The organism is Mucilaginibacter sp. GW822-FHT03E02 (genome assembly GCF_058801545.1).
The window spans coordinates 2,092,893-2,105,682 of sequence record NZ_JBXANJ010000001.1; the positions used below are offsets into that span (position 1 = coordinate 2,092,893).

Below are 12,790 nucleotides of genomic sequence, written 5' to 3' on the forward strand. Positions count from 1 at the left end.
TTACACTTCAAATATACAATATCGAAACATAAAATAACAAATCGAAACTTATTTTTTGTTTCAATTTATCCCATACCGGTTTTTTATTTATTTTTGGTTGCTATGAACAAAAATACCGACAGGCATAAAATCATACTCCGGCAACTGGAAGACGGCGGCTTTGTAAACGTACAGGAACTGGGCAAACAGCTAAATGTTTCGGAAGTGACCATCCGAAAGGACCTGAAACTTTTGGAGGACAAAAAGCTACTATTCCGTACGCACGGCGGGGCTACTAAAAGCAACCCCTATACCAACGACAGGCCCGTTGCCGAAAAGGAAAAACTTAACGCCACCGAAAAGCAGCAGATAGGCATAGCCGCCGCCGCGCTTATTGGCCATAACGATTCTATCATTATTGCATCAGGCACTACCATGCAGGCCCTGGCGCGGTCGGTTAATGCGGGGAAGCATTTAACGGTAATCACATCGGCCCTCAACGTGGCTATCGAGTTATCGCATCATCCCAATATCGAAGTAATTCAGTTAGGCGGGCAGTTGCGCAGCTCGTCATCATCGGTAACCGGATCATATGCCGAAATAATGCTGCAGGATATGGCATGCAGCATGCTTTTTTTAGGTGTCGACGGCATCGACCCCGAAATTGGCCTTACCACCACCAATTTAATGGAAGCCCGCCTGAACCAAAAAATGATAGCCGCCGCCCAAACCGTAGTGGTACTGGCCGACAGCACCAAATTCGGCAAACGCGGCCTCGGCAAAATCTGCCCCCTCGACCAGGTTCAGCACATTATTACCGATAGCGGCATCAGCCCCGCCATGCTGAAAGTACTGCAGGAAAAGGGAATAGCGGTAACGGTGGTGGGGAGGGAGAGTCAAGTAGTAAGTAGTAAGTAGTAAGATTTTTTGTTCGGAAGATCGTTTTTTTTTAATTCCCTCCCCACGGGAGGGGTGCGGCCGGCAGCGCGTGCAAAGGCAGGGAGGGGTTTCACCGCGCGACTATAAAACGTGTAGGCGTCAAGGCTTTTTGTTCGGAAGAACGTTTTTTTTATTCCCTCCCAACGGGAGGGGTGCGGCTGGCAGTGTGCGCAAAGGCAGGGAGGGGTTTCACCGCGCGACTATAAAACGTATACATGACCGCCTGATTTAACCCCTACCTCCTCCTTATTCCAATGCCATTAAGTTACGGTCGATTTAATATTGAACACCGAATATCCAATTTCGAATAATGAAGGAAAAACTTCGGAGTTGGATATTCAAAATTCAGTGTTCGATATTATTTTTCATTTCTGCCTTTCATCACCTAACACCCTCTCCAACAACAGCTACCCACCTATTTTAAAAACACATTTCTAACTGCCTCCAGGTAACCGTAGCCGTGCTTTTTATCTGGTTCAAGGTAGCTGCCTTCGGCCCATTCGTTCCAGGCGTTTATGGTAATTAGTGGCGGCTGGTTAGGGTGGGCGTCTATGTAGTCTTTTGCTTTTTGCAGATACATCTGGAAATATTCGGGCTTGTTGTTTACAACCAGGTCTTGCCTTTGTACCGGGAAACGCGGGTTGCTGTCCCAGCCTATCGAAACATGCGGGCAGTACGGAATTTTAAAGGTAGTATCCCATTCGGCCCATTTGGCTATGGCTTTTTGGCCCCAGGGAATATAATCGCCGCTTGGCGCTACAAAATGGCACCATTGATAGTTGGTCATGCTGTTAAATCCAAAATACTCCAGGGTCGAGTTTTGTGTTTGTACCTTATCGCCGGGCACATCGTTTAAGGTTGCCGGGATGTTGCCCCAAAGCGTAGCCTGCAAATGCAGACCTGGAAAACCGGCCTCTATCGTTTTTTTACGGAAATAATCTATAGCCTCCTTTGCCTTTTCAGATCCGCCTATGCCTTTAATAAAGGTTGATAGCTCGTAAATGCTGAACACCGGCCGGCCATTTATTTTATAATAGTTGGGCTTTTTAAAGTAATCGTTAATAATATGCGCTATCATCCCCTCAAAAGTTTTCCTATCCACCCCGCCATAAAAATACACCTTGCTTTTATCGGGGTTCGACGGATCTAAATACGAGTTATGATCATGGTTGGCCCACATCAGGTAAAACTTCATATCGTTGGTGTTTTTAGCCTTCAGGAAACCCTTGTCCAGGGCATCTTCCAAAAAAGGTTTTTTATCATACCAATACCAGTCAAATATCATCACGTTAACGCCATACTTGGTAGCCGTAACTATTTTTTTACCCATCACCGCCGGGTCGGTTTCATCTTCGTAGCCCCAAAGCGGCACCTTGGGTACTTCGTGACCTGCAAACTTGGGCTTTGCCTTGTAAATAGCCTCCCACTCCCCTTTCCCATCCGGGAAAACGCCAATATCCTTAAACCTGGCATCGGGGTGGTAAGCAGGCCAGTAAAACGCCGCCACATCATAATGTTTAGCAGGGTTTTGGCCATTCGCACTAAAAACAACAAAGCATGCCTGCACAAGCGCAAGGCAAAACAACAGTTTCAATTTGTTCATCACCAGGTAGATAAATTAAATGCGATCATATTACACCGCCGCCAGGCAGGCAATGGTTATCATAAACGGTTATTTTAAAAGTAGCTTATTGATTTCGACGCGCTATCCTGTACTGTCTTTTTTAAACAGAGCTTTGCACGAAATATAAAAGCGGAAGAATCCGAAATTGCTTCCCTGGGAGACGGGCCAATCGTCGAAAAAATGCATCGGTTTTCTGCGACAGCATAACGGATAACGAGTTTGTTAGAGGACAACTCCAACAAAGTGCGGGCCTCACAAATCCACGCCAGGCCTGTAGCAAGCCATCCACCAATGAACCATCCTAATGAACCATCCACCAATGAACTAATGAACCAGTGAACCAATGAACTACTCCATTTTTGACTTTTGAATTTTAACTTTTGAATTAAAATAATGGCGTTCCCTCCGGGCCGTGCTGTCCGTTCATACTGCACAGGCATTAGGCGCGGGGCCGGTATCCACTTCCATCACTAACGCGGGCTGCGGGTAATCTAAAGTCCGGCGGTAAGCAAGAAATTTCTTGTTAAATAAAATGCCTCGTGCCGTCGGCAACCAAAAAATATCTAAATTAGAAAAACTGTAAACACCAGCGATGGCACCGCCGTCGCTCTTATCCACATCAACAAACCATGGCTCAGTCACTCGTAAAAAACTACCTGCACATTGCGTTCAGCACCAAGAACCGGGAACCGCTCATACATCCGCCTTATGAAAACGAGCTACATGGTTATTTAGGAGGCATTTGCAAAAGCATGGATTGCCAGCCCATAAAAGTAGGTGGCTATACGGATCATGTGCATATTTTATGTATGCTGTCAAAAAAGATAGCTTTGATGAAATTGATTGAGGACATAAAATCCAATTCATCCAAATGGATTAAAACCCTGCATCCATCTTTGCAAAACTTTTATTGGCAGGATGGCTACGGCGCTTTTTCGGTAAACCCGGCAGAGGTAGATAAGGTGATAGCCTACATTGCCAATCAGCACGAACACCACAGCCGCAAATCATACCAGGACGAATACCGGGCCTTCCTAAAAAAGTACCAGGTGGAGTATGATGAGCGTTATGTATGGGATTAACCTATGCATACAAGCCACGTGGCTAGTATATGTCACCCTTTCAGGGCTCTCCCATTTGTATCATTTTCACAGCACAGGGCGATGCCCTGTGCTGGCGTATTAGTCCCTTTCAGGGCCGGTAAAGTTCAAAGGTGATTGTATACGAAAATGACGACGTTAGTCCAACCCTGAAATGCAACACCCGCCTGCAGGTGAGTGCATTGCCATTCAATTAGAAGCCCATCTACAGGAGAGCCCTGAAAGGGTGACATCCGTCTGCGATGGGCATCGCCCATCGGTTAAAAACACACCACCAAATAGCCCTGAAAGGGTGACATATCAGCCGCCGAATAGCGTATACTGGGGGGTAGCCTATATTGAACCCTCAGCGTCCGGATACGGATATGTCACCCTTTCAGGGCTCTCCCATTTGTATCATTTTCACAGCACAGGGCGATGCCCTGTGGTGGCGTATTTGTCCCTTTCAGGGCCGGTAAAGTTCAAAGGTGATTGTATACGAAAATGACAAAGTTAGTCCAACCCTGAATGGCAATTCCCGCCTGCACGTGAGTGCATTGCCATTCGATTAGAAGCCCATCGACAGGAGAGCCCTGAAAGGGTGACATCCGTCTGCGATGGGCATCGCCCATCGGTTAAAAACACACCAACCAAACAGCCCTGAAAGGGTGGCATATCAGCCGCTGACCTGTACATATGGGTAACATATACTATATACACAACGTTTTGCCAGGCATATGCCACCCTTTCAGGGCTCTCCCATGGGTATCGCTTCGCAGCACAGGGCGATGCCCGGTGCTGGTGTATTAGTCCCTTTCAGGGCCAGAAAAGTTCAAAAATTTCCTGGGTACTAAAAAAAGCTATGAGCTGAATAAGACATGCGCTATCTCAACCCTGAAGGGGGGGGCATACACCTGGAAATGGGCATTGCCATTAAAAACCCACCGACATGCCAGCCCTGAAAGGGCGACATACATCTGCGATGGGCATCGCCCATCGGTTAAAAACACACCACCAAATAGCCCTGAAAGGGTGACATATCAGCCTCGGTAACAATATCGACAAACGCGGACAGTATCTACAGGCTCACCTGCGCCTCGCAATCCGCTTCGAAAGCGTCACGCCATTTGAGGGCCGCCGCACAGGCCATTCATCAAACGATCTGCCACTTTCTTGTGAAGCATTCTGTGAAGCCGCTGCTTCGCAGCTGTTTCTTCACAGACGGATTGCTCTATTCGCAGCTGGCTCACGACATAAATAATTTATACCTTTAGAACTCAACATAAATTAAAACATGATTAACCATATCATTGAATTCGACTTGTGGGAAAATGATCAACCCTTTGATATACAATTAGAGCCTGAGTGCCTGATATTTAAAGTTACACCCAATAACGAATTAAGGTTTGTGGCTATCTGCGATGACAATGATTTTACATGGGCTGTAAGGGGTAATCCCAAGGACGGTGGCATTCAATTATTTCCAGTAGGGATGGGTAATTACGAGATAAACATATATGAAAACGGCGCCTTACTTGAAGATTGGTTTAAATACATGCGCTAAACTCTCAACAAATATCCTTTCCTCTATTCGCGGGCGGCTCGTAGAGTTTGAAATGTAAGCTATAAGAAATATCTTTGATTAAAAACCATATGAAGCCTTATCACCTAATTACCCTTCTTTTTTGTTTAACTACCTCAAAGACTATTGCTCAACAACCTACATTTAGTCAGTATAAGGTTCCATTATATACCGGTCATAAAGCAAGCCTCAGAATAAAAGGTAACGACTTAGCGGAGAGATACAGGACAAGGATCAGAAACACATATAATAGCAAGGAGCCTAAAAACGAATTTGGTGAGGTTATGGGTCTAAACTTCGCCGGACACTATTGCTTTGTTTATTGGGGGTGTGGTTCGCCATGTAAGGCATCTGCTGTTGTAGATATAAAAACGGGCATTGTATATAACGGGATAACAGCCGCGGAGGAATTTAGATTTAAGTCAAATAGTCGCTTAATGCTTGTTGATCCTGATGTTGTAGAAACAGGCTTGCCTTATAAACCAGAATATTGGGAATGGAAGGACAATAGCAAACGGTTTGTCAAGAGCTCTGAGCATAATGCCCTTCACCAAAAAGACAAATAAACGATATTAACCCTTTGCGCAAGTCTTGTGCGGCAGCTGCCGGGGTGGATGACTTGTGACTTCCAAGACAAGATATCATTGAAGCCCAGGTCTGCCGTAGTACAACCGGTGCTCAAGACCTGCGCTAAAAAGGTTTGGTGTTATGCATCATCATACGGGAAACGAGTTTGTTGGAGGACAACTCCAACAAAGTGCGGGCATTTAGTACTTCCTTTCGAAATTAAAATATGGGCGTTACCCCCGCTGGTAGAAGCGGCGGTCAGGCTTTCCGTTACAAGTCCTCGCCTTGTCTTTGCCGCAAGGGCCTGTGCGCGCTGTGGGCTTTTCACTGCAATCCTTAACGCGAGTTGCGGATGAACGAAAAAACCGGGTGTGATTTAACATTCGGGATTTGCATTTTCAATACTAAGCATGGCGTTTACCTATCAGCGGGGCACACGCGACACGCGTGCGCCAGCTTTGGGATGAACACCAACAAAGACAGAGTAATCCTAAAAAGAGTGAACATACGCCTTTATTATTAAAAAGAGAGTATGATAATGTGGTTAGGTTTTCAATCATAATTAGATGTGAAGATTAAATTATACTGAATAAGATTTGCATATTCTTTCAAATCCAGGATTTCCAAGTTCATTAAAATAATAATCCATGTTTTTATAGCATATGATAACGGCACTCAATATTTGCTGCAACTTAGGCATTAGAATGCCTGTTTTAGATGGATTAAATTCCACGTTTTTGATGTGTATTAAATCGCTCAATACCTGCGTTTCTATCGTGTTATCAGAAAAGTAGAATGGCAAATGATGGTTACATTTATGGATATTCGTCGTTTTATGTTTACAAACAGTATTAATGTAATCAAACAAATCCTGTATGGGGTACACCGAAATTTCAGGAATAGAATATAAAAAATCCCTTGCAATGTCCTTATTTTTCTTATTGGATTTTAAACCCTCAGCTTGTAAATACAAATCCTGAAAATCGGTTAAAATTTCCGACACAACCAATAATAACCGGGTATAGTAACGATAGAGTCTTTTTGCCTCATTATTATTTTCAAAATAGCTTCTATCTAAAGATTCGTCCCTTAAAATATCAGTAATATTTGATGCCCAATCGCCCAAACTACAAAATACACTTACATGACCACAGGTGCTTTTGGTTTGCCATTTACATTCATATGTGTCCTTGATGTCATCGGTATCAATTAAGGAGTATTGATCGGTGATTATTCTATTTGTGTTATTGATCCAATAATATAATGCGTTAGCTCTGGTTTCATAAAATCTTGTCATTGACGGAAATGTTAAATTTTGTTTGCTTTTATCTACATTATTAATTCAGCTTTCATTGCAAATTAACAATATTAGTACGCAACCTATTTGCGTATTGAAATTATTTGATGTAATAGATAAGACTGGAGATTCTGATGAACGTGACCACCACGTTCCGGCGCAAGATCTGATCGCATATGCAAATAATTGAGTATCCTTAGTAGGGGCAAGTCTTTTTGCCATTGCGTGAATGCCTTACAGATAAGGCAGACAGTGACACTTGCCAAAATACTTAATTTATTCTTACACTAATCAGGTAGACTTATATCGCTATCGTCATATATCGAAATGCCATTTGATTTACGTCCAATGGTCACTTGAGAACTCTATAATTAAGCAGATATGCTGTTTTTATAACCGTTTCTTAGGTTATCAATAATCTATCAACGAAACTTCTATTCTCCGTTATGATAAAAACCACCTCACTAAAATTTATGAATACAAACGCAAATCTGAAATACTTCAAATAAGAATACGTATAAACCCGATTGTTGAAAACTACACCTCATCAAATGTGAATCGTTGAATAAATTCATGATGCTTCTTAAATGTCGCCATGACCTCGTTTTGCAAGATGTAATAACTCTTGTGATCTGAAAGTACAACGTCGAGTTCATGTTTAAGGGTAGTGACATTATCCTCATTACTGATAACATTATCTTGTATAAAACTTGAGAGGCTTTTGTTGTCATTCCCGTAACCATTCATATACTTAACAAAGTGACCAATTAACTTTCTATAGTGACCGTTGTACAATGCCAATAAGAACATAACTACCAAAAACTCTCTGTCTTCTTCCGTTTTCATATAATCAAATCCCTCGTGAGCACGGACGATCTGATAAATGTTAACGAATCTTTTAATGGCCCTTGGATTATTTCCAACAATGGAAGACATATCTTGTAATAATTGCGATTCCTTAATCGTCAGGATAAGATATTCACTTTCTTTAACCTGGTCCTTTTCAGTCAATTCAATTTCCTCGACTGTTTCGTCATCCATCACCTCTTCTTCAGATTCAATAACATTTGGAATAGATTTTATCAATTCTGTTCTTACTTCTGGCTGGGTTAATATTACCTCTTTTGTTTGACTAAGTGAAGCTATCATTCCTTTTACACTTTGGTCGGTTGCCGGCTTTATATGAAAAGGAATTTGAAATATCTTTTCAAGATAGTCTGAGGCTTCTATTTGTTCAAGCTTTAAATGGGGATCAGAAACTTGTGCGAATTGGAATTGATACCTTTTAATCAACGCATTCTTAATCCATCTTGGGTCAACGCCAACAACCACGACAAATAATGGGAAAGCCATCAACAAATTTACCGCCTCTAATACTTCCACTACTCTCTCTTCCGGGCAACGGTCAAGATCATCTATATAAAGTATGATCCTTTCTAAGGGCTTATCAAATTTGTCTCTGAAAAGTTTTGCTTCCTCCTGATGGCCCATAAAAAATTTACTGAGTGTATCGAAGTCATTACGAATAATGGATACAATGCCAAGATGCTTTCGATAATCATCACTTTTGCATCTCTTTTCGATAAAACCATAAAGGGCTTCAGTGGCCAGCGCATGCTTAATTTTAAATTCCAGATCGTTTAATATTTTCGAGGAAATCTGTAACTGCTGATCTAATGAGCCGATTTGATTTTGTGCGTTTTCTATTTCCAGTTTGATTTCTTTTTCCCGTTGTTGTTGCACAAAAAGAGCATTTTCAATTTCCTTATCATAATCAGCTTTTATCTTCCAAAATGCTGCAACTACAGGTGACCAATTTTGGTAGGTAACCGTGAAACGTTTCCACATGGGTAAACCAATTGCTGAAATTGTTGCAATCACCTGAAAAGAAGGGATAGCGATATTAATCGACTTAAGCCGCGGAACCACTTGGACCAAGGCAACAGGAACGAAAATGATTAGAAGAATGATAATTCCGACCCAGAAAATATTCCAACCAATATTCTTTTTGTCAAAAAAAGCCCTGATAAATGTCAAAACAGATTTTGCTTTTTCGTAGGCTTTGTCTGGGTGTTCTAAATATTCTTTGGGAATGATCTTTTCAAGCTCTTCTCTGTTAGCAATAAAGGAGGTGTTTTCTATAATAGCATTATCAATTTTCTTTGCGACTTCAAATTCATTATCTACTTGTTGTAGTAGTTTTTTCAAGGAATCCTTGCCTATCGATTGTGTCTTAGCTTCCAAGTTGCTTTTCAGCTTATCCTTTTCATCATTTAGAATCTGAATTTTTGCCTCGACTTCCGATTTTTGTTTATCAATTAAGGATACTTCTTCATTTACAACCAAAAGTTTACTTTTTAATTCTGCCTCAATCGCGTCTTTATCATTATCATTTGAGCCATCTTTTCTAATATAGTCATGAAGTTTTTCAAAAATTCGGCTAACAATACTTGCCCATAAGTTAGCGTCGAGATAAGACCATGCATTAAAGTGGATCTGCGCAATACCCCGGCAATAAATATCTTCATTGTTACTTAAAGAAAACCGTTCGACTTGATGGATTAGCTTTTTCATAAAAAAACTTTTCCCTGAACCCCATTTGCCAAACAAAGCAATAGCTAATGGAGGCTGAAAACTTTTGGATGCCATGATCTTAGCAAATGCTATAACATCACGCCGAATATCCAGTTGATCCGTCCCTGAGTCTGAATCCCCAATCAATCCTGCAATTTTTGAAATAGGTCTATAAGCTTGCCTTTGAATAGGCTCAGAGTTCTGTTCCTTGAATAGGTTTCGGACAAAGGCTTCCAATTTTTTAATAGACTTAACAATTTTGAGCGTAGCTGAAACATCAATCTTAGAGATCGTACTACGATATGATCCTTTGTCAGCAATATCTTCCCCAATATTTTTAACCCTCCAGTCAACCACCAAGTGTTTTCCATCACCGATATTTTCGGTAACGAATCCGGCTCCTTTAAGTCTGAGATAGCTTAATTTTTGTTTCGTAGCATAGGTGGATTTCAGGACAAGTAAGCTTCCTACCGGCACTTTTTTGACTAATCCTATAAATTTTTCATCATACCCATTTTCCCATATTCCATCTTTAAAGAAACGTTCAGACTGATCGTTGTTTTTCCAACTTGCCCCAACCATATAACATGGATGTATATTTAAGTAGTCCTGAAGTGGTTTTATATCTCCGGTAAGCTCATCGGGTAAATCATGCTTATCTTCTAACTCAATTAGTAACCGCTCCTCAATATTCTTTACTTTATAATAATTGTTTTCATCGGGGATATAAATTTGAAGCCTGCACTCCTCGGCAGATTCCCTCATAAATATCCGGGTCATTAACTCAAAAACTTCTATATGATCAAGTCTTCCTGCTCCGGTACCGATCAAAGGAGTTGCCACCTCTCTTATTTCAGGGTGTTGGCGCGTGAAGGCTGCAATTTCATTTGCGATTTGCTCTATGGCATCAAGATTACTGGTGTTATTATCTACACAGGTTGCCATCAATAAGTAATATACTGAAGCACGATTATTTTCACGGAGATTGGTGTGGTGGGTAACATCTAAATGCCCTAATGCCCTATATGGCAATTTATCTGGCAGCTCAATTTTCAGCCGTTTAAGCGCATCATCTTTTATACCGGAACTAATAGTTCCGATAGTAGATCTTGGTATTACCAACGAATCGGCATTAGAACTAAAAAGGTTGTCTAATTTAACAGATACTTTATTTTGAATCATTTGATAAGGTTTATTCAGCTCATGCAAATTATGCCTTTGTTATCGACGGCACAAGTTTTGCTAAATAATTATTATGGAACGAACCTGCAAGTTCGGTTAAAATGCCATATTCCAGTTGTTCATTGGTATCAATCACGCAAAAAGGGGTTCTAAAAGTTTCCCCCGCTGGCGCACGCGTGTCGCGTGTGCCCCGCTGATAGGTCTGCAACATTTTTCCGTCGTTTATAGTTAAGAACTGGGTTAACGAATAGGACACACGCGACACGCGTGCGCCAGCAATCCGTATTACTCCAGCTACCGCAGGGTCCCCGCGTTCGCGTTAGGGATTGAAATGGGTACCGGCCCGCGAGCGTAATGCCTGCAGGCGTATGTAAAGCCCGGCCCCGTTTCTACCAACGGGGAAACGCCAGGATTAGATTTGAGATTTGAGATGTGAGATATGAGATGTTAGATTTTTGGCGTATTTTTTAGATGATGGCCATACTTTGGGACAAAAGTTTGGATGGTGGACTGGGGATTAATTGGGTGCTAAACTAAAAACCTAAATGCTAAATGCGTTTAGCTGAATGTTATTTGAGCCCCGCTACCGCAAGGGTTCACCCTTGTGGTCATCATGCTAAGTATACAACCTGCACAACCCGGATACCTGCGCCAAAACCATTTTCTCCCCCAGCGGGGGAATAGCTTTGTAGCAAAAAACAAAAATGGTGCTCCGTGCCAGAGGTACGGAACCTTAGGTAGCGTACCTCTGGCACGCAAAAATTTATTAGGTTTTTCTACAAAGCTTTTGCTCCTCTGGAGCAGCTTCGAAGGCAAGATATGATTGAAGCACAGGTCTGTTGTAGCACCCCCTCCCCCCCTTGGCGCATTCTTATGCAGCTGCCTGCCGGGATGATGACTTGTGACTTGGAAGACAGGATATGATTGAAGCAAAGGTTTGCCATAGCACAAACCGGCGCGCAAGGCCTGCGCTAAAAAGCGGGGATTGATGAAGCGTTCGGGTTTAGGTGTGACGTACGCTTGCGCACGGATTGGGATAATTTATATATTTGCTTTATAAAACCGAAACCGGGCATGAAACAACTTATCACAATTACTACACTGGGTGCCCTATTGCTTTTGGCGGCCTGTAAAAAAAACGACGGCACTGCTACCAACACCAGCAACAATGCTACTGCAAAACTTATAGTGGGCACATGGGGATTAATTAAGATACATACCAAGGTAAGCACTTTGGCAAATGTGCCTAAGGTAGATACAACGGTGCTTTATGACCCTAAAAGGCTTATTGGTGATTTATTTATAATTAATGCTGATGGCACCGCTTATATTGTTACACCTAAAAAGATACGGATGAGCAATGGTACATACAAACTTATTGCAGATACTAATTCGTGACTTAAGTACAGAATATCAGGAAAAAATATCCTGATAGCCCAGCAAGGCGAAACAGATGAGTACGGCCAGGAGATTGTAACCCTCAATAGCACATCACTGCAGCTTCATAACCAATATTCAGGTCTCGGGGATTCTGAGTTCAACCTTAACTTTACTACAATGTACAATTTCGACCAGCAAACTTATTATACAAAGCAATAGCTGCAATTACGCACAGCTACAGCAGGGGGGTCCACCCTTGTGGCGCTCATGCTAAGTATACACCATGCATAGCCGTGCTTCATAGCCCAGAGATTTCTTCGTTCCCTATAACGACGTAATTGTAAGTTATTGACTATCAATATAAAATATCCGTCATTGCGAGGTACGAAGCAATCCCCTACATGCTAAGTCCCACATTGTTCGGGATTGCTTCGTACCTTATAATGACATGATTGTAAGCTGTTGATTATCAGAGTTTTTTTTAATGTAGAGACGCAATACTTTGCGTCTCCCCCAGGACATTCAAAATTTACAGGCTCAATTTGCATGCGGGATTTGCATGCGGGAGACGCATGCGGGAGACGCAA

Annotated in this window: 10 protein-coding genes; 5 read left to right on the forward strand and 5 right to left on the reverse strand. The window is 42.0% G+C overall.

Going from position 1 to position 12,790, the window contains the following annotated elements:
- Positions 1-102: 102 nt before the first annotated feature.
- Positions 103-897, forward strand: coding sequence for a DeoR/GlpR family DNA-binding transcription regulator (locus tag AC1RM2_RS08895; protein ID WP_492984679.1), 795 nt, complete (start codon positions 103-105; stop codon positions 895-897).
- Between the two features lie 436 nt (positions 898-1,333).
- Here the strand turns inward: AC1RM2_RS08895 and AC1RM2_RS08900 are convergent, their stop codons facing one another.
- Positions 1,334-2,521 (reverse strand): glycosyltransferase WbsX family protein, encoded by a 1,188-nt coding sequence (locus AC1RM2_RS08900; protein WP_492984681.1) that lies wholly within the window; start codon positions 2,519-2,521, stop codon positions 1,334-1,336.
- 444 nt (positions 2,522-2,965) lie between these two features.
- Positions 2,966-3,184 (reverse strand): hypothetical protein, encoded by a 219-nt coding sequence (locus AC1RM2_RS08905; RefSeq protein ID WP_492984682.1) that lies wholly within the window; start codon positions 3,182-3,184, stop codon positions 2,966-2,968.
- On the opposite strand from AC1RM2_RS08905, the gene tnpA reads away from it, so the two are divergent.
- The 3 genes from tnpA to AC1RM2_RS08920 all read left to right on the forward strand — a co-directional run bounded on the left by tnpA (position 3,172) and on the right by AC1RM2_RS08920 (position 5,769).
- Positions 3,172-3,624, forward strand: coding sequence for an IS200/IS605 family transposase (gene tnpA, locus AC1RM2_RS08910; protein ID WP_492984683.1), 453 nt, complete (start codon positions 3,172-3,174; stop codon positions 3,622-3,624). The genes AC1RM2_RS08905 and tnpA overlap by 13 nt on opposite strands.
- Before the next feature lie 1,291 nt (positions 3,625-4,915).
- A complete protein-coding gene (locus tag AC1RM2_RS08915; protein WP_492984684.1) occupies positions 4,916-5,185 on the forward strand; it encodes a hypothetical protein in 270 nt (89 codons plus the stop codon).
- Positions 5,186-5,274: 89 nt separating this feature from the next.
- Positions 5,275-5,769, forward strand: a complete 495-nt coding sequence (locus tag AC1RM2_RS08920) for a hypothetical protein (RefSeq protein WP_492984685.1) — start codon at positions 5,275-5,277, stop codon at positions 5,767-5,769.
- 581 nt (positions 5,770-6,350) lie between these two features.
- Here the strand turns inward: AC1RM2_RS08920 and AC1RM2_RS08925 are convergent.
- From AC1RM2_RS08925 to AC1RM2_RS08935, 3 genes are all read right to left on the reverse strand, one after another.
- A complete protein-coding gene (locus tag AC1RM2_RS08925; protein ID WP_492984687.1) occupies positions 6,351-7,067 on the reverse strand; it encodes a hypothetical protein in 717 nt (238 codons plus the stop codon).
- Positions 7,068-7,604: 537 nt separating this feature from the next.
- Positions 7,605-10,823: a P-loop NTPase fold protein gene (locus AC1RM2_RS08930; RefSeq protein WP_492984689.1), complete on the reverse strand. Its 3,219-nt coding sequence runs from the start codon at positions 10,821-10,823 to the stop codon at positions 7,605-7,607.
- A gap of 28 nt (positions 10,824-10,851) precedes the next feature.
- A complete protein-coding gene (locus tag AC1RM2_RS08935) occupies positions 10,852-11,034 on the reverse strand; it encodes a hypothetical protein (RefSeq protein ID WP_492984690.1) in 183 nt (60 codons plus the stop codon).
- Positions 11,035-11,897: 863 nt separating this feature from the next.
- Between AC1RM2_RS08935 and AC1RM2_RS08940 the strand changes: the two genes are divergently transcribed.
- Positions 11,898-12,221: a hypothetical protein gene (locus AC1RM2_RS08940; RefSeq protein WP_492984691.1), complete on the forward strand. Its 324-nt coding sequence runs from the start codon at positions 11,898-11,900 to the stop codon at positions 12,219-12,221.
- Positions 12,222-12,790 lie beyond the last annotated feature (569 nt).